The following is a 15749-nucleotide window of genomic DNA, read 5'->3' as shown; positions in this document are numbered from 1 at the left end:
CGGACAGGCGCTGGCGAGACAGGCTGCGATCAATGCGGCCTTCTCTCGCCAGCCCATCGCTGCGGAATGCGCGCGATGACGAAACGGGTGGACAGGGTGGCGATCATCGCGCTCGCGCAATATTCGGCCACCTTCCCGCGAGCGAAGCACTGATCGGTGTCCATCGCCTGCATGTCGATATATGGCAGGTTAGTGGGCTGTCCGATCAAAATGGCGGATCGTCAGCCTGCCATCGGCAATATTTTGGGTTGCCAGGCTTGGCGGCGTCACGATGCCGTCCTTCATATTCCGCCCACATCTCCGCCATCGCGGCGGCGCCGTCCAGAGCGGGCGATCCGACATATTCGATGGTGAATCCGTCTGACCCGAGCGTCCGGAAAAGGCGGTCGAGTTCCTCGCGCTTTCCTTCGTTCCACAGCCGGTAATTGTCCCGGATCGCCTGTTCCAGGTCCAATGCATCCGCCTCGTTCATGTGCATCGCCTCCTGCCATTGCGGTTTTTCTGCTCGTGCGGCAGTCCCGGACGCGCGGCCATCACCGCACCTGTCTTTGGCAAGAGTGGAATTTGTCTGCTTTTTGCTTCGGAGACCGTGATGACCCAAGTCGAAAATAAAGCCCTGCCGGATCATGTGCCGCCCGAACTGGCTATGGCCCTGCCGCTGTTTTCGCGGACGGTGGTCTAAGACAACCCACAGGAAGTGGTGATTCCCGCGATGCATGCGGAGCTGCCGCCGATCACCTATGTCACCAACATCTTTCCGGGCGAACAGCCCGGCTGGCTGCTCAAAAACGCCTAAGATGTGCAGGCGATGCTGCGCGACGCCGACAATTTCACCAAGAACGGCATGGGCAAATGGACGCAGAATATCGGCGAAACCTGGCTGGTCATTCCGACTGAGGCTGATCCGCCAATCCACACCGGCTATTGCAAGGCGCTCAATAGCCATTTTTCGCCGCAGAAGATGTTTGCGATGATGGAGCAGGTGCGCGGACAGGCATCCTGATCGATGTCTTCAAGGATCGCGGGCCGTGCGACTTTATCGACCAATTCTCGGAAAAATTCCCGATCTACATCGTCCTCGACCTGCTGGGCCTGCCGCAGGAAAGAATGGCGCAATTCCTTAAATGGGAAAAAGGAAATGCTTCATTCCAACGATCGGGCCGTGCGCGGCAACGCCGTGCGTTGCGTGAAGAATTATCTTCTCGAGGAAATCGAAGCCCGCCGCCAGCAGCCGCGCGACGACTATATCAGCAAGATACTGATCTTCGAGGTCGACGGCCGTTTGTGGAATAACGATGAGGTGCTGGGCCACTGCTTTAATCTCTATATCGGCGGCCTCGACACGGTCACGTCCATGCTGGGCAACATCTTCAACTATCTGGCGTCGCATCCGGACAAGCGGAACGAACTGCGCGCTGATCCATCGCTGATCGTCCTGGCGGTCGAGGAATTTTTTGCGCGCCTTCGCGCCGGTTACGGCTTTCCGTATCGCCACAAAGGTCATCGAAATTAAGGGGCAGACGATCATGCCCGGGACTATGTGGCCTTCAGTTACCCGTGATCGGCCGCGATCCGGCTTTCTAAGAAAATCCCCAGGCGATCCGCTTCGATCGCAAGGCGCCGCTGCCCCGTCGCCGATCACCAGCCATACCAGGACGTTGCTGAAGAAAACGCTGCTCGCGATCTGTGAGAGCTAGTCCAACCCGCTCACCGGGCCGGTGCGGAATTTCGGTGGTGGCAGGCAAGGCGCTGTTCTGAAGCAGGTCGGATCAACATTCGCCCTAGCCAGATCTTGGCTTTCAGCCGCGAGCGCCGCTCCGCCGGGCAGCCTCTATCCGTTCCACCAGCCGGGCGATCGGCACGGGACGCGGAGCGGGAGGCATGATGGCGTCGCGCCGCATCGCCCGGCTGAGCGCCTCAAAGCTGCGTTCGATGTCGGTCATGGCGGGCATCCTCGTGCGAAAATGGCCCTGCAATCTTCGTCCTCAGGAGGTTAACAAATGGTCACCAGGCCGCGCGGGCAAGGCAATCGGCCAGCCCTTCGCGCCAGGTCGGGAAGCGCGGGCTCCAGCCCAGCAGACGCTTTGCCCGGCCATTGGCGACCCGGCGATTTTCGGCATAGAAACCCAGCGCCATGGCCGACAATTGCGCCTGCTCCAGCGTCAGCAAAGGCGGCGGATCGACGCCCAGCAGGGTGCAGGCCCCCTCGATCAGGCGGTTCTGCGGACAGGGCAGGTCGTCGGCCAGATTATAGGCGCCCGGCGGCCCGTCAAAGGAGGCGATGACGCCGCCGACAATGTCGTCGACATGGATGCGGCTGAACACTTGTCCGGGCCGGTCGATGCGATGCGCCTTCCCCTCTCGCACCCTTTCCAGCGCCGAGCGGCCGGGGCCATAGATGCCGGGCAGGCGGAAGCGGTAGACCTGATCGCGCAGCGCCCCCCAAGCGGCGTCGGCCATCGCGCGCGCGGCGCGGCGGCCGAAGCCCGTGGCGCTGCCCTCGTCCACCCAGGCGCCTTTGGCATTGCCATAGACGCCGGTGGAGGAGAGATAGCCGATCCATGATGTGGGCGCAGCGGCGATGGCCTTGCCATATCGCGTCAGCACCGGATCGACGCCATCGACCGGCGGCACGGAAGACAGGATGTGGCTGGCCGCGGCGATGGCCGCGCGCACGGCTGCGTCATCGTCAAAGGCGATGATGTCCGGCCCCGCCGTCCGCCGCACGCCGGTCACGCGCCAACCATCGGCGCGCAGGCGTTCGGCCATATGACCCGCGCTATAGCCCAGACCCAGGATCAGCATATGGGGCATGGGCATGCGGCCGTTCAGACCGTAAAGCTCTCGCCGCAGCCGCAACTGCCCTTGGCATTGGGGTTGTTGAACACGAACCCGGCGGTGAAATCATCCTCCACCCAGTCCATGGTGGACCCGATCAGGTAGAGCACCGACGCCCCGTCGATATAGAATGTGCCGCCGGGCGTTGCGATTTTCTCATCGAACTTCGCCTCTTCGCTCACATAATCGACCGAATAGGCGAGGCCCGAACAGCCACGGCGCGGGGTCGACAATTTGACGCCGATGGTCCCCTCAGGGGCCTTTGCCATCAGATCGGCGATGCGTTGCTCCGCGCTCTTCGTCAGGATGACGGCGGCGGGGCGGGCGCGGGGCCTGGTGGTCGCTTCGGTCATCACAGCATCCCCAGTTCAAGCTTGGCTTCGTCCGACATCTTCTGCGGATCCCATGGCGGATCCCAGACGAGGTTGACCTGCGCATCGCCCACGCCCGGCACCGCGCCGACGCGCAGTTCGACCTCGCCCGGCATGGATTCGGCGACGGGGCAATGGGGCGTCGTCAGCGTCATGGTGACGACGGCATGGCCGTCGCCAGTGACGTCCACGCCATAGATCAGGCCAAGGTCATAGATATTGACCGGGATCTCCGGGTCATAGATTTCCTTGAGCGCGTCGATGATCGCGTCATACAGGTCGCCGCCGGGCTCGCCCGCCGGGGTTTCCGCGGGCGTTGCGCTCAGGAAACCGTCGAGATAGTCGCGCTGGCGGGGCGCGGCCTCCGCCTCGTCGACGCGCACCTTGGGCGGGCTGTCGACCGCGTCCACTTCCTCGACCACGATCTTCCGTTCGTCGTTCATCCGAAGATCTTCCTCACTCGTTCCAATCCCTTGACCAGCGCATCGACATCGCTTTCGTCGCTGTAGATGCCGAAACTCGCCCTCGCGGTGGCCTCGACGCCCAGATGGCGCATCAGCGGCTGGGCGCAATGATGTCCTGCGCGGATCGCGACGCCCGTTTCATCCAATATGGTGCCGACATCGTGCGGATGCACCCCCCTTAGCTCGAAAGAGAGGATACCCGCGCTGTCTTCCGGCCCGAACAGGCGGATGCTGTTCATGCTTTCCAGTGCGGCGCGGGCCTTGGCCACCAATGCGCATTCATGGGCGTGGATCGCGTCAAGGCCGATGGCCTGCACATAGTCGATCGCCGCCGACAGCCCGACCACGCCAACGATATGCGGCGTCCCCGCCTCGAACCGGGTTGGCGCGGGGGCGTAAGTCGTCTTTTCGAAGGTCACCTTGTCGATCATCGACCCGCCGCCCTGATAAGGCGGCATGGCGTCGAGCAGCGCCTTGCGCGCCCACAGCACGCCGATGCCGGTCGGGCCGTAGAGCTTGTGCGCGGAAAAGACGTAGAAGTCGCAATCCAGCGCCTGCACATCCACGGCAAGGCGCGGTACCGCCTGGCACCCGTCGATCAGGATTTTTGCGCCGACGCTATGGGCGATGTCGGCCGCCCGGCGCGCGTCAAGCACGCTGCCCAGCACGTTGGAGACATGGGCGAGCGCGACCAGCCTGTGTTCAGGCCGTATCATCGCGGCCATCGCGTCGAGGTCGATCCGGCCGTCGTCGGTCAGCGGCACGACGTCGATCACCGCGCCGATTTTTTCGGCCACCATCTGCCAGGGCACGATATTGCTGTGATGCTCCAGCATGGAGAGCAATATGCGGTCGCCCGCCTTCAACTGCTCGGCCGCCCAGCACTGGGCGACCAGATTGATCCCCTCGGTTGCGCCGCGCACATAGACGATCTCGCTGTCGGAGGCCGCGCCGATGAAGTCCGCCACCTTCCGACGCGCCGCTTCATAGGCGAGCGTCATATTGGCCGACCGGGCATAGACGCCGCGATGCACCGTGGCATAATCGGCGCCATAGGCGCGGGCGATGGCGTCGATGACGGCGGTCGGCTTCTGCGCGGTGGCGGCGCTGTCCAGATAATGCCAGTCGCCAACCCCCGGGAAATCATGGCGCAGGCTGAGCCGCGCAGGCGCGATCACGCTCATACCAGAGTCTCCAGCTTGGCTATGGCGGCGGCCTCCAGCGCGTCCTTGACGCTCTCGTCCGCCACATCGTCGAATACGCCGGCGACGAAGGCTTTCAGGAGCAAGGTCTTGGCGGTCGCCGGGTCCATGCCGCGCGACGCCATGTAGAACAGCGCCGCCTTGTCCAGCTCGCCCACCGTCGCGCCGTGGGCGCATTTCACGTCGTCGGCGTAGATTTCCAGCTCCGGCTTGGCATTGGCCGTCGCGGTGCGGTCGAGCAGCATGGCCTTGATCGACTGGAATGCGTCGGTGCGCTGCGCGTGGCGGGCGACGTTGATGCTGCCCAGATAGCTGCCGGTCGCGCGCTGGCCCAGGATCGAGCGGATCGTCTGGCCGCTGGTCGCGTCGGCCTCGGCATGGGTGACGCTGGTGACGATCTCCAGCACCTGATCCCCGCCGCCGATGATCGCGCCGTTCAGTTCGAAATGCGACCCCCTGCCCAGAGTCACGGCAAAGGTCACGCGGCCGAGTTTGCCGCCGATGTTCAATACATGAAAATCGCACCGTGCGCCGTCGGCGATGGTGATGACATATTCATGCACCGCCGCCGCGCCGTCCGCCGCATCCTGCAACAGATGATGGTGCGCAACCTCGCCCGCCGCCACATCTATGTGCATAGGCGCGGGCAGCGGCCAGACGGAGGCGACGGCCTCCAGATCGCTATAGCGCCACTCTTCGGCCTTGCGCGTCGGCAGAGCGTTCATGCGCGGTGCTCCTCTGCGCCTTTGCGCCTCTGCGCGAACATTATATTTGCGCGCAGAGGCGCAGAGCGACGCAGAGAGAATATGAGATTGCCTGCGGCGCTCATGCGGCCACCACTTCGGCATAGCCTTCGCGTTCCAGCTCCAGCGCGAGGTCGGGGCCGCCCGACTTCACGATCCGCCCGGCCGCCAGCACATGGACGAAGTCCGGCTTCACATAGTCGAGCAGCCGCTGATAATGGGTGATGAGCAGCACCGCCTTTTCAGGCTTGCGCATGATCGCGTTGATGCCCGCGCCCACGATCTTCAATGCGTCGATGTCGAGGCCGCTGTCGGTTTCGTCGAGGATCGCGAGCTTCGGATCGAGGATGCCCATCTGCACCATTTCGGCGCGCTTCTTCTCGCCGCCCGAAAAGCCGACATTCACCGGGCGCTTGAGCATTTCCATGTCGAGACCGAGCAAGGCGGCCTTTTCCTTGGCCAGGCGGATGAATTCGCCGCCGTTCAGCTCCTTTTCGCCGCGCGCGCGCTTCTGGCTGTTTAAGGATTCGCGCAGGAATTGCAGGTTGGAGACGCCGGGGATCTCGACCGGATATTGGAAGCCCAGGAACAGGCCGGCGGCGGCGCGCTCATGCGGCTCCAATGTGAACAAGTTCACACCGTCCAGGGTGGCGCCGCCGCCGGTCACATCATAGCCCGGCCGCCCGCCCAGCGTATAGGCGAGCGTTGACTTGCCCGCGCCGTTCGGCCCCATGATCGCATGGATTTCGCCCGCGTTGATGGAGAGCGACAGGCCTTTCAGGATCGCCTTGCCGTCGATTTCATTGGTGAGGTCAGAGATAGTAAGCATCATTTTGTCCCGGCAATGCGGCTTGAATTTCAATCCTCCCCTGGAAGGGGAGGTGGCAGCACGAAGTGCTGACGGAGGGGTATTCCGCTATCGAGAGGGAGGATACCCCTCCACCACCAGCTTCGCTGGCGGTCCGCCTCCCCTTACAGGGGAGGATCAGGTGAGCGAACCCCGCCATCTTACCCCTTATGCGCGCGCTGGAGCGTCCGCGCGGTCCAGAAGGCCATGTCGCGCACGTCGCCCGGCGCGGGGAACAGCGTGTCGATATGGCGCTTGATCGGCATATAGGGCCACCAGTCGGCCCCCGGTTCGGGCGAACCCTTTTCCAGCAGCCCCGTCACGAATTCCGTCACCGGGCCCATGCGGGCGAGGTTGGGCGCCTTGGCCTTATGGAACGCCTTGTCGGACTTGAGCTTCTCGGTGAAAGCGACGTCGCCCTTTTCCAGCGCCGCGCGGCACTCGGCCTGATAGGCATCAAGATCGCCGAAATCCTTGGCGGCGCGGGCGGCAAGCTCGCCCTCTTCCAGCTCATAATCCTCGGTCAGGACGCGGATCGCGGCGGTCCATGCCTGGCCATTGCCGACATCCTCCGCGAAATCGGCGAGGGCATCCTGAATATCGTCTTCGTCGCTCAAGTTTTAGTCCTTCAACTTTTCAGTTCAGCGATGAGCCCGCGAATCTCGTCGAGGTCCATCCAGCCGTCACCCTGCTCCAACAGGCGCTGACGGAATGGCTCAAGTTCGGGACTTGCCTTCACGGACGTAAAGTTGTCCCATTCCCACTTGCCGCAATTTGGCGCATCACCAACGAAGCGCTCAAGCATTTCGGCAAGGTCGATCATTGTCATTACTCGTCACCCCGGACTTGATCCGGGGTCTCGCTGCCTTCTAGCGCTGTGCCTGAAGTAGCGGGATGCCGGATCGAGTCCGGCATGACGGAGGAGGTAGATGCGACGCTCACCCCACGCTCCCCTCCAGCGAAATGCCCAGCAATTTCTGCGCCTCGACCGCGAATTCCATCGGCAGTTGCTGCAGCACTTCGCGGGCGAAGCCATTCACGATCAACGACACCGCGCTTTCCTGATCCAGCCCGCGCTGCATGGCGTAGAACAGCTGGTCGTCGCTGATCTTGCTCGTTGTCGCCTCATGCTCGATCTGGGCCGAGGGATTGCGCACCTCGATATAGGGCACCGTATGCGCGCCGCACTGGTCGCCGAGCAGCAGGCTGTCGCACTGGGTGAAGTTGCGCACGCCCTCCGCGCCGGGCGCGACGCGGACAAGGCCGCGATAGGTGTTGTTGGAGCGCCCCGCGCTGATCCCCTTCGACACGATGGTCGAGCGCGAGCCCTTGCCATTGTGGATCATCTTGGTGCCGGTATCGGCCTGCTGCATGTTGTTGGTCAGCGCGACCGAGTAAAATTCGCCCACGCTATTCTCACCATTTAGCACGCAGGACGGATATTTCCAGGTGATGGCGCTGCCGGTTTCCACCTGCGTCCAGCTAACCTTGGAGTTGCGGCCCTGGCACAGTGCGCGTTTGGTGACGAAATTATAGATGCCGCCCTTGCCGTCCGCGTCGCCCGGATACCAGTTCTGGACTGTCGAATATTTGATCTCCGCATCGTCGAGCGCGACCAGTTCGACGACGGCGGCGTGCAGTTGATTCTCGTCGCGCATCGGCGCGGTGCAGCCTTCCAGATAGGAGACATAGCTGCCCTCGTCCGCGACGATCAGCGTGCGCTCAAATTGCCCGGTATTTTCCGCGTTGATGCGGAAATAGGTGCTGAGCTCCATCGGGCAGCGCACGCCCTTGGGAATATAAACGAAGGTGCCGTCGGAAAAGACCGCGCAGTTCAATGTGGCGAAATAATTGTCGTGCATCGGCACGACCTTGCCCAGCCACCTCTTCACCAGCTCCGGATATTCGCGCACGGCCTCTGAAATGGAGCGGAAGATGACGCCCGCTTCCTCCAGTTCCTTGCGAAAGGTGGTGGCCACGCTGACGCTGTCGAACACGGCGTCGACAGCGACCTTGCGACTGCCCTTGACGCCGGCCAGCATCTCCTGCTCGGCGATCGGGATGCCCAGCTTCTGGTAGGTCGCCAAAATCTCCGGGTCGACCTCGTCCAGCGAGTTCAGTTCCGGCTTCTTCTTGGGCTCCGCATAATAATAGGCGTCCTGATAGTCGATCGGCGGCACGTTCAACTTCGCCCAGTCGGGCGGCGTCATCGTCTTCCACATCGCAAACGCCTTGAGCCGCCAGTCGAGCAACCATTGCGGCTCCTTCTTCTTGGCAGAAATGAAGCGGACCGTATCCTCGTTCAGCCCCTTGGGCGCGAAGTCCTGCTCAATGTCCGACGACCAGCCATGCTCATAGGTGGAGGCGCGCTCCGCGGCTTCCAGCGCTTCCTGATTGCGGACGCCATTGTCCGTGAAGGTCGTGTCGTCGGTCATGCCATTTCTCTCGTGAGGCTTGCGATGGTCACCCCGGCCAAAGCCTGGCGGATGGCGTCGTTCGCCACATTCATATGCGGGCGGATGCGGCAGTCCGTTTCCAGATTGCAGTCATGCGTCCCTTGTTCGGCGCAGGCGGTGATGGCGATGGGGCCTTCCACCGCCTCCACCACATCAGCCAGCGTGATCGCGGCGGGCGGGCGCGACAGGCGGACCCCGCCGCCCGTGCCGCGGCTCGATTCCAAAAGGCCCGCCGCCGACAGCCGACTGACCAGCTTCTGCGCGGTGGGCAGGGGGATGCCGGTTTCCGCGCTCAGCGTCGTCGCGTTCATCTTGGCGGCTTTTTCGCTATTCGCCGGGGCAAGCCCGGCGTGGCCGCAATGGCGCGCGGCCGCGCTCATCAGCACCACGGCATAATCGGCGAAACTGGACAGCCTCATTGCGAACCATTCTCAAATCGGATGGAATCAATCCGATTGCGCATGTGGGCCGCTGCGGCCCGATAATCAAGGCTTATTTATGACAGGCGGTTGAGCGCGGCGACGTCGCCGCCCAGCGACCGGCGCAACATGGTGAGCGCCGCGACGGCGCTGGGCTCGGTCATCAACTGATGTGGGGTCAGGCCAATGAACTGCTTGATTTCACGGATGAAATGCGACTGGTCGTAGAAGGTGCCATCGTCGCACAAGGCCTGCCAGTTTTCGCCGTCCACCGCGATCCGCGCGCTGCATCGCAGGGCGCGATATTTGCGCGCCAGCAATTTGGGCGGCGCGCCGTAAAGGCTGCGGGTCAACCGGGTGAGCTGCCGCACGGACAGGCCGGTGGCATCGGCCAGCACTTCGATGCGCGGCGATGGCTCATCGGTCAACCAATGGTCGATCGCGTGCAGCAACGTCCATGTCGCATCGGTCAACGGCCTGATCCGGGCAGCCATGAAGCGCCAGGCCTGCGCCGCCATCTGTTCGGGATCGTCAATGGTGCGAGCCTGTTCCAGCATGGCGCGATAGGGTTCGCCTGCCGGGCCGACCCCCATGTCGCATGGCCGGTCGGCAAAGCTGCTCGCATCGCCGCCGTGCAGCGTGATCCACCCGGCAGGCAAAAGCGAAATGCCCAGGACGCGCGCGGGCGATGTCAGGTCGAATCGGGTTGCGCCCAGCGTCGGCCCCAGCAGGCAAATTTCGGGCGTGTCGACATCATGGCCATCGCGGAACCGATATTGTCCTTGCCCTGACAACATGAACCGTAGTTGCGGCACATCAGCGCGGGTCACGTCGGAATATTGGGCCAGATCAACTTCGAACAGATAAAGCGATCCGAAATAGGCGCGCAACTTTACAGGCGGCGCGAAATAGCGCAGCCGCACCGGCCCATAAGCGCCGTCCACTGAAAAGGGAAAATTGCGATTCTGCGACGCGCCCTTGTCGTCGCCAATGCCCGGACGGCCTGGTTGGTCCAAATTTGCGATCCCGTTATTGTGCCCCTTATTTGCGTTATATTGCAGATATTTGCGAAGTCATGCAAGCAAAGAGCGAAGGATGTTTTGAGAAGGCGTTGGCGCATATGGCGGTTGCTGCGCCGGCAACTGCGTCGCGTCCCATGCTCATTGAACACAGAAGACGCCGATATTGTCGGCCCCCCCCCCGATCAAGCGCATGACGATGCCTTTTGATGCCCTGGCGTTGACGAATGTTGTTGGCTAAACGACCCATGGCTCCACCTGGACGGGCGTGTCGCTGTTGGGCCGCGGGTGGGGCGATCATGCCGCCGGCGCCAAAAAAATGGCCCGGAAGTTTTCACCTCCGGGCCAGGAAAAGGTCTCGTTGGCGGATGGCCAAGAGCCTTCGGGTCGCAGGAGCGCTCTACCGCTGATTCGGGGTAATTTTATTGGACAGATTCGCCATTTGCCGGGCCAAATGCGTTCCAGACATGACGATTTTCGTTAGAAAATAACGATGCGCCGCCCATGTTGCACGGCAGCAACAGCGACTCGACGGAACCCCGCCCTGCTGGCATAGGCGCACCATGGTCTATGCTCTTGCCCGCCCGCTTTTCTTTGCGCTCGATGCAGAGCGCGCCCACCGGCTGTCGCTGATGCTGGTGCGGATGATGCCGACGCCCGCCATCGCCGCGCCCGACCCGATGCTGGAACAGACGGTCGCGGGAATCCGCTTTCCCAACCCCGTCGGTCTGGCGGCGGGTTATGATAAAGACGGCATGGTCGCGCACAAGATGCATGGCTTTGGCTTCGGCTTTTCCGAACTCGGCACGGTGACGCCCTTGCCCCAGTCGGGCAATCCCAAACCCCGGCTCTTTCGGCTGGTCGAGGACCGCGCGGTCATCAACCGCATGGGCTTCAACAATGGCGGCCAGGCGGCGGCGGCGGAGCGGGTGGCGGTGCGCCGCGCGCCCGGCCCCGACCGGCCGGTCGTCGGCATCAATATCGGCGCCAACAAGGATGCGACCGCCGCGGGGCGCGGCGTCGGCGATTATGTGACCGGCGTGCAGGTGATGGGGCCGCTGGCCGATTATCTGACGGTCAACATATCCTCCCCCAACACGCCGGGCCTGCGCGCGCTGCAGGACCGGGCGGCGCTCGACGAATTGCTGGGCGCGGTGATGGCGGCGCGGGGCGTTGGCGGCCCGCCGATCTTTCTGAAAGTCGCGCCCGATCTGCTCCCCGCCGATGTCGACGACATCGCCGCCGCCTGCCTCGACCACCATATCGACGGACTGATCGTATCGAACACCACGATCAGCCGCCCGCCGCTGCGGTCCGTCCATGCCGGCGAAGCGGGCGGCCTGTCGGGCGCGCCGCTGCATGACATGGCGCTGGAGCGGCTGCGCGATTTCCGCCGGGCGCTGGGCGCGCGATTGCCGCTGATCGGCGTCGGCGGCATCGCGACAGCCGATCAGGCCTGGGCGCGCATCCGCGCCGGGGCCAGCCTGATCCAGCTTTACAGCGCCATGGTCTATGAAGGGCCGTGGCTGGCGCGGCGCATCAATGACGGGTTGAAGGCGCTGATGGCGCGCGAGGGCGTCCGCACTATCGGCGACGTGGTGGGGGTCGACGCCTGATCCGTTGAACCGGGCATGGCCATCTTCCGTTTTCATTCGCCACTTGCCTTCGCTCCTGCTGCCGATAGGGTGCCGGGAATGAAGATCCTCCTCGCCCCGCTCTCCGCGCTTTTGCTCGCCACCTTGCCGACCGCCGCGTTCGCGCGCGAGCCGGTCAGCATCAACGGCACGGTGTCCGCCGCCGATCCGCGCGCGGCGCAGGCGGGTCAGGAGATGCTGCGCCAGGGCGGCAGCGCGACCGACGCCGCCATCGCCATGATGCTGGCGTTGAATGTCGTGGAGCCGCACAATAGCGGCATCGGCGGCGGCGGTTTCCTGATGCACCATGACGGCGCAACCGGCGTGCTGGAATCCATCGACGGGCGCGAGGCTGCGCCAGCCGCCGCCACGCCGGACCGTTTCATGGGACCGGACGGCAAGCCTCTGGGTTTTCGCGAGGCCTGGCCAGGCGGTTATTCGGTCGGCGTGCCGGGCAATCTGCGCCTGGCGAAGATGGCGCATGACAAATGGGGCAAGCTGCCCTGGGCGACATTGTTCGCGCCCGCCATCCGCATGGCGGAGGAGGGGTTCGAAGTGCGCCAGCGCCTCGACACCGCAATGAAGGCTGTGGCGCCGGTGTGGGCCGACTTCCCGGAAATCCAGAAATATTTCTGGATCGACGGCAAGCCCGCGCCGATGGGGACGATGCTGAAAAACCCGCCGCTCGCGGCATTGTTGAAGCGTGTCGCGGCGGAAGGGCCGGAAGCCTTTTACAGCGGCGAAAATGCGCAATTGCTCTCTCAGGCGGTTACCAACGCGCCCAAGAACCCCGTGCCGATGACGGTGGAGGACATCGCCGCCTATCGCGCGAAGGAGCGCCCGCCGGTGTGCGGTCCTTATCGCGTCTACACCATTTGCGGCATGGGCCTGCCGTCGTCGGGCGGGGTCACCGTGCTGCAGATATTGGGCATGGTCGAACGCTTCCCGCTCGCCCGATGGGGCAAGGATGATGCCCGGTCCTGGCATGTCATCGCCGAAGCCATGCAACTCGCTTATGCCGACCGCGAAAAATATCTGGGCGACCGCGATTTCGTCGATGTGCCGGTGGCGGGCCTGATCGATCCCGTCTATCTCAAGCGCCGTTCGGCCACCATTCGCATCGGCAAGGCGATGGGCCATTATGACGCGGGCCTGCCCACCGGGGCGGCGCTGCGCACCGCCGCCCTGCCGCAGCCCGAATCCGGCACCAGCCATTTCGTCGCGGTGGACAGGAGCGGCGACATCGCCGCCTGGACATCCACCATCGAAAGCTTCTTCGGCAGCCAGTTGATTGCCAACGGCGTCATCCTGAACAATGAACTGACCGATTTCAGCTTCACGCCGGAAAAGGACGGCGCGCCGGTCGCTAATCGGGTTCAGCCGGGCAAGCGCCCGCTGTCTTCCATGTCGCCGACCATCGTCTACGACGAAAGGGGGACGCCCATCTTCACCGTCGGCGCGGCCGGGGGCAAGACCATCATCATGCAGGTGGCCAAGGCGCTGATCGCCCATTTCGACTGGAGCCTGTCGGCGCAGGATTCGATCGCCATGGGCCTGGTCTACTTCAACCGCGACGGGCTCGTGCTGGAACAGGGAACGATTGTCGAGGGGATGAAGGCGCCGCTGGAGGCGATGGGGCACAAGACCAGCGTGTCGCGGCTGGGGCTGAAGGCCAACGCCGCCGAACGCCTGCCCGATGGCCGCTGGACAGGGGCCGCCGACCCGCGCAGCCCCGGCGTGTCCTTCCAGGAATAATCAGCCCTTCAGATCCAGTCCGGCGACGCGGAATTCGAACGGAAATGTCCGGTCCTGCGGCCCCACGGCCAGGTCGACCTTCACGCTCCTGGCCTGCGCGATCGTTTCATAGGCCTTTTGCGACGGCATGATTTCGATACCGTCGTTGGTGTCGGTCATCCGGCCTTTCCACCGATGGGTCTTGCCATCGTCGGTCGTCGCGGTGACGGCGCAGTCGGACAGGTCGCAGGTGAAGGGCGCGCCGACCAGCTTCACCCGGACATCCTTCTCGCCATTGTCCATCGGCTGGACCAGCATCACCGAAAAAGTGTCGGGCGCATGGATGGTGGCGACGCTGTTGGCGCTGCCGATATAGGCGACGCGGCCCGCCACCGCCTGCTCATATTTCCAGTTCTGGCCGATCTGCTCGCGCTGGGTCATCTCGTCCTTGCCCGATGAACAGGCGGCCAGCAGCCCGACGGCCGCGATAGTCAGGAAGGCGCGCATCCGCATTCTCCTCTCCACGAAAACAAGTGGACAGGATAACGCGCGGAGCGCGGGCGGGTTTCCCCGCGCCGGAGCGAGGAGGCGGCGCGCGCGTCCTCAGATGTAGCGCGCCGCCGTCTCACGGATCAGGGCGATCATGTTGGGAATGCCCTGGGTGCGGTTGGAACTGAGTTGGTTCTTCAGGTCGAACGGGGCCAGAGCGCCCTCTATATCGGCGTCGGCGATGGCCCGGGGCGCGCCGTCCTGCACCGTCATCAGCACCAGCGCGATGATGCCCTTGGTGATCGCGGCATTGCTGTCCGCCAGAAAATGGAGACGGCCGTCATCGAGCATGGTGGGATAGACCCACACCGCCGCAGAGCAACCGCGCACCAGAGTCGCGTCGGTCTTGAGCGCGTCGGGCATGGGTTCGAGCGCGCGGCCAAGGTCTATCAGCAGGCGATAGCGGTCGTCCGCGTCCAGAAATTCATATTCGTCATACAGGTCGGACAGGCTGGGCGTCTGGGTCATGGCCGCCCATATAGGGAGAAATGCGCGCGACGAAACCCGCATTTCCCGTTCACGGCTCAGATGTCGACGCCCGCGGCGATCGCTTCCAGCTTGCGGATGCGTTCTTTGAGGTCAGCGATCTCGATCCGGGCGCCGGCCGAAGAAGGAGCGGGGCCTTCATCGAAGCCGCCGCCACGCCGCGCCAGTTCCGCGCGCTTGTAATCCAGCCAGCCATTCCAGCCCTTGAGCGCAGAGATGGCCAATATGGTCACCGCTGCCAGGCTCGTCGCCGCCAGGGTCATCAGTGTGAAGGGATCCTGCATGGGGGTTTCCTCCTCAAGCCGCGGGTCTGCCTGAAAACAAAGGCGACCGGTTAGGCCTCAATCGTTGTGTTTCAGCTTTTCGAATTCGCGTTCCAGCGCAGTCGAACTGTCGGTCGCCAGCCGTTCCAGCACCGCGACCCGCTCCTTCAACTGTTTCACTTCCGCGCGCAGCCGCTCGGCTTCCGGGTCGGAGCCGCGCTGGATGACATCCTCGCCCTTGTGGCGGCGCACCACGCCATATTTGGCGCGAATGACGCTGGCGATGGCGGTGATGGCGACAATGGCGACCACCATTTCAAACGGGTTCATATGCTTGTCTCCCTGTTGGCGCGCCAGGCCGACGCCCTTAGTTGGCGGGGCCGCGCAGCCGTTCGATCTCATGGGTCAGCTGGTGGCTTTCGTCGGTCACGATCCGCTCGACCACCGCCAGCCTGTCCTTCATCGAACCGATTTCGGCGCGGAGCTGGGCGTTTTCCTGGCTCAGCAGCCTGATCCGTTCGACCATTTCCTCATTCCTCTGGGGATAGATGGCCTGTCCCCATGCGCCGTCCAGCGGGTATCCGTGGCGCACCCGCAGCCAGGTGGTGAAAATCCATCCCGCCACGGCCATCGCGCCGATCAGCAATCCGCCGCCGATGATCCATGGCAGGTTCGGAATGATGACCGCGTCGGCAATATCGGCCTTGTTCATGATCTTTCCCCT

Annotated in this window: 23 protein-coding genes; 4 read left to right on the top strand and 19 right to left on the bottom strand. The window is 63.6% G+C overall.

What is annotated here, in order from left to right; all coding sequences use genetic code 11:
• Window positions 1-29: 29 nt before the first annotated feature.
• The gene (locus tag GGR44_RS08000) at window positions 30-173 is read right to left on the bottom strand and encodes a hypothetical protein (protein WP_183955052.1); all 144 of its coding nucleotides are present in this window, start codon (window positions 171-173) and stop codon (window positions 30-32) included.
• A gap of 32 nt (window positions 174-205) precedes the next feature.
• Window positions 206-472 carry a hypothetical protein gene (locus GGR44_RS07995; protein WP_246344384.1) on the bottom strand — a complete coding sequence of 89 codons (267 nt, stop codon included), beginning with the start codon at window positions 470-472 and terminating at the stop codon, window positions 206-208.
• 336 nt (window positions 473-808) lie between these two features.
• Here GGR44_RS07995 and GGR44_RS16850 point away from each other — a divergent pair, with 336 nt between their 5' ends.
• Entirely contained in the window at window positions 809-1003 is a 195-nt protein-coding gene (locus GGR44_RS16850; RefSeq protein WP_246344383.1) for a cytochrome P450, read from the top strand.
• 135 nt (window positions 1004-1138) lie between these two features.
• Window positions 1139-1513, top strand: coding sequence for a cytochrome P450 (locus GGR44_RS16845; RefSeq protein WP_246344382.1), 375 nt, complete (start codon window positions 1139-1141; stop codon window positions 1511-1513).
• Between the two features lie 286 nt (window positions 1514-1799).
• Here GGR44_RS16845 and GGR44_RS07985 read toward each other — a convergent pair whose 3' ends face one another.
• The 12 genes from GGR44_RS07985 to GGR44_RS07930 all read right to left on the bottom strand — a co-directional run bounded on the left by GGR44_RS07985 (window position 1800) and on the right by GGR44_RS07930 (window position 10257).
• On the bottom strand, window positions 1800-1943 hold the full coding sequence (locus tag GGR44_RS07985) for a hypothetical protein (protein ID WP_183955051.1): 144 nt from the start codon (window positions 1941-1943) through the stop codon (window positions 1800-1802).
• A 61-nt stretch (window positions 1944-2004) separates the two neighbouring features.
• A complete protein-coding gene (locus tag GGR44_RS07980) occupies window positions 2005-2814 on the bottom strand; it encodes a Rossmann-fold NAD(P)-binding domain-containing protein (RefSeq protein WP_183955269.1) in 810 nt (269 codons plus the stop codon).
• 14 nt (window positions 2815-2828) lie between these two features.
• Complete coding sequence (locus tag GGR44_RS07975; RefSeq protein WP_183955050.1) at window positions 2829-3191, bottom strand: HesB/IscA family protein; 363 nt, start codon at window positions 3189-3191, stop codon at window positions 2829-2831.
• Window positions 3191-3652 (bottom strand): SUF system Fe-S cluster assembly protein, encoded by a 462-nt coding sequence (locus GGR44_RS07970; protein ID WP_183955049.1) that lies wholly within the window; start codon window positions 3650-3652, stop codon window positions 3191-3193. Before GGR44_RS07970 ends, GGR44_RS07975 begins: the two co-directional genes overlap by 1 nt.
• Window positions 3649-4857 (bottom strand): cysteine desulfurase, encoded by a 1209-nt coding sequence (locus tag GGR44_RS07965; protein WP_183955048.1) that lies wholly within the window; start codon window positions 4855-4857, stop codon window positions 3649-3651. The genes GGR44_RS07970 and GGR44_RS07965 overlap by 4 nt, the downstream gene beginning before the upstream one ends.
• Complete coding sequence (locus tag GGR44_RS07960) at window positions 4854-5600, bottom strand: SufD family Fe-S cluster assembly protein (RefSeq protein WP_183955047.1); 747 nt, start codon at window positions 5598-5600, stop codon at window positions 4854-4856. The genes GGR44_RS07965 and GGR44_RS07960 overlap by 4 nt, the downstream gene beginning before the upstream one ends.
• Window positions 5601-5700: 100 nt before the next feature.
• Entirely contained in the window at window positions 5701-6447 is a 747-nt protein-coding gene (sufC, locus tag GGR44_RS07955) for a Fe-S cluster assembly ATPase SufC (RefSeq protein WP_183955268.1), read from the bottom strand.
• A 179-nt stretch (window positions 6448-6626) separates the two neighbouring features.
• Window positions 6627-7082, bottom strand: a complete 456-nt coding sequence (locus GGR44_RS07950) for a hypothetical protein (RefSeq protein WP_183955046.1) — start codon at window positions 7080-7082, stop codon at window positions 6627-6629.
• An 11-nt stretch (window positions 7083-7093) separates the two neighbouring features.
• A complete protein-coding gene (locus GGR44_RS07945; protein ID WP_183955045.1) occupies window positions 7094-7288 on the bottom strand; it encodes a hypothetical protein in 195 nt (64 codons plus the stop codon).
• Between the two features lie 115 nt (window positions 7289-7403).
• Window positions 7404-8900 (bottom strand): Fe-S cluster assembly protein SufB, encoded by a 1497-nt coding sequence (sufB, locus tag GGR44_RS07940; RefSeq protein WP_221214312.1) that lies wholly within the window; start codon window positions 8898-8900, stop codon window positions 7404-7406.
• Entirely contained in the window at window positions 8897-9340 is a 444-nt protein-coding gene (locus tag GGR44_RS07935) for an RrF2 family transcriptional regulator (protein WP_183955044.1), read from the bottom strand. The genes sufB and GGR44_RS07935 overlap by 4 nt, the downstream gene beginning before the upstream one ends.
• Window positions 9341-9417: 77 nt before the next feature.
• Window positions 9418-10257 (bottom strand): helix-turn-helix domain-containing protein, encoded by an 840-nt coding sequence (locus tag GGR44_RS07930; RefSeq protein WP_183955266.1) that lies wholly within the window; start codon window positions 10255-10257, stop codon window positions 9418-9420.
• 665 nt (window positions 10258-10922) lie between these two features.
• Here GGR44_RS07930 and GGR44_RS07925 point away from each other — a divergent pair.
• Entirely contained in the window at window positions 10923-11975 is a 1053-nt protein-coding gene (locus GGR44_RS07925) for a quinone-dependent dihydroorotate dehydrogenase (protein ID WP_183955043.1), read from the top strand.
• A 78-nt stretch (window positions 11976-12053) separates the two neighbouring features.
• Complete coding sequence (gene ggt / locus GGR44_RS07920; RefSeq protein WP_183955042.1) at window positions 12054-13748, top strand: gamma-glutamyltransferase; 1695 nt, start codon at window positions 12054-12056, stop codon at window positions 13746-13748.
• On the opposite strand, the gene GGR44_RS07915 is transcribed toward ggt, so the two are convergent.
• From GGR44_RS07915 to GGR44_RS07895, 5 genes are all read right to left on the bottom strand, one after another.
• Window positions 13749-14234, bottom strand: coding sequence for a hypothetical protein (locus GGR44_RS07915; RefSeq protein WP_183955041.1), 486 nt, complete (start codon window positions 14232-14234; stop codon window positions 13749-13751).
• 96 nt (window positions 14235-14330) lie between these two features.
• Entirely contained in the window at window positions 14331-14744 is a 414-nt protein-coding gene (locus GGR44_RS07910) for a SufE family protein (RefSeq protein ID WP_183955040.1), read from the bottom strand.
• A gap of 56 nt (window positions 14745-14800) precedes the next feature.
• Complete coding sequence (locus GGR44_RS07905; RefSeq protein WP_183955039.1) at window positions 14801-15046, bottom strand: hypothetical protein; 246 nt, start codon at window positions 15044-15046, stop codon at window positions 14801-14803.
• Window positions 15047-15103: 57 nt separating this feature from the next.
• Complete coding sequence (locus GGR44_RS07900; RefSeq protein WP_183955038.1) at window positions 15104-15355, bottom strand: hypothetical protein; 252 nt, start codon at window positions 15353-15355, stop codon at window positions 15104-15106.
• Window positions 15356-15392: 37 nt separating this feature from the next.
• Window positions 15393-15737, bottom strand: coding sequence for a hypothetical protein (locus GGR44_RS07895; protein WP_183955037.1), 345 nt, complete (start codon window positions 15735-15737; stop codon window positions 15393-15395).
• Window positions 15738-15749 lie beyond the last annotated feature (12 nt).

Origin of the sequence: Sphingobium fontiphilum (assembly GCF_014196635.1) — a bacterium.
Lineage (GTDB): Bacteria > Pseudomonadota > Alphaproteobacteria > Sphingomonadales > Sphingomonadaceae > Sphingobium > Sphingobium fontiphilum.
The sequence above is the reverse complement of the archived record's forward strand: the minus strand, read 5'-3'. Positions and strand labels throughout refer to the sequence as shown.

Bases quoted from the DNA above. Each gene is read 5' to 3' on its own strand.
- GGR44_RS08000 (WP_183955052.1), bottom strand. From the start codon at position 173: ATGCAGGCGATGGACACCGATCAGTGCTTCGCTCGCGGGAAGGTGGCC.
- GGR44_RS07995 (WP_246344384.1), bottom strand. From the start codon at position 472: ATGAACGAGGCGGATGCATTGGACCTGGAACAGGCGATCCGGGACAAT.
- GGR44_RS16850 (WP_246344383.1), top strand. From the start codon at position 809: ATGCTGCGCGACGCCGACAATTTCACCAAGAACGGCATGGGCAAATGG.
- GGR44_RS16845 (WP_246344382.1), top strand. From the start codon at position 1,139: ATGCTTCATTCCAACGATCGGGCCGTGCGCGGCAACGCCGTGCGTTGC.
- GGR44_RS07985 (WP_183955051.1), bottom strand. From the start codon at position 1,943: ATGACCGACATCGAACGCAGCTTTGAGGCGCTCAGCCGGGCGATGCGG.
- GGR44_RS07980 (WP_183955269.1), bottom strand. From the start codon at position 2,814: ATGCCCCATATGCTGATCCTGGGTCTGGGCTATAGCGCGGGTCATATG.
- GGR44_RS07975 (WP_183955050.1), bottom strand. From the start codon at position 3,191: ATGACCGAAGCGACCACCAGGCCCCGCGCCCGCCCCGCCGCCGTCATC.
- GGR44_RS07970 (WP_183955049.1), bottom strand. From the start codon at position 3,652: ATGAACGACGAACGGAAGATCGTGGTCGAGGAAGTGGACGCGGTCGAC.
- GGR44_RS07965 (WP_183955048.1), bottom strand. From the start codon at position 4,857: ATGAGCGTGATCGCGCCTGCGCGGCTCAGCCTGCGCCATGATTTCCCG.
- GGR44_RS07960 (WP_183955047.1), bottom strand. From the start codon at position 5,600: ATGAACGCTCTGCCGACGCGCAAGGCCGAAGAGTGGCGCTATAGCGAT.
- sufC (WP_183955268.1), bottom strand. From the start codon at position 6,447: ATGCTTACTATCTCTGACCTCACCAATGAAATCGACGGCAAGGCGATC.
- GGR44_RS07945 (WP_183955045.1), bottom strand. From the start codon at position 7,288: ATGATCGACCTTGCCGAAATGCTTGAGCGCTTCGTTGGTGATGCGCCA.
- sufB (WP_221214312.1), bottom strand. From the start codon at position 8,900: ATGACCGACGACACGACCTTCACGGACAATGGCGTCCGCAATCAGGAA.
- GGR44_RS07935 (WP_183955044.1), bottom strand. From the start codon at position 9,340: ATGAGGCTGTCCAGTTTCGCCGATTATGCCGTGGTGCTGATGAGCGCG.
- GGR44_RS07925 (WP_183955043.1), top strand. From the start codon at position 10,923: ATGGTCTATGCTCTTGCCCGCCCGCTTTTCTTTGCGCTCGATGCAGAG.
- ggt (WP_183955042.1), top strand. From the start codon at position 12,054: ATGAAGATCCTCCTCGCCCCGCTCTCCGCGCTTTTGCTCGCCACCTTG.
- GGR44_RS07915 (WP_183955041.1), bottom strand. From the start codon at position 14,234: ATGCGCGCCTTCCTGACTATCGCGGCCGTCGGGCTGCTGGCCGCCTGT.
- GGR44_RS07910 (WP_183955040.1), bottom strand. From the start codon at position 14,744: ATGACCCAGACGCCCAGCCTGTCCGACCTGTATGACGAATATGAATTT.
- GGR44_RS07905 (WP_183955039.1), bottom strand. From the start codon at position 15,046: ATGCAGGATCCCTTCACACTGATGACCCTGGCGGCGACGAGCCTGGCA.
- GGR44_RS07900 (WP_183955038.1), bottom strand. From the start codon at position 15,355: ATGAACCCGTTTGAAATGGTGGTCGCCATTGTCGCCATCACCGCCATC.
- GGR44_RS07895 (WP_183955037.1), bottom strand. From the start codon at position 15,737: ATGAACAAGGCCGATATTGCCGACGCGGTCATCATTCCGAACCTGCCA.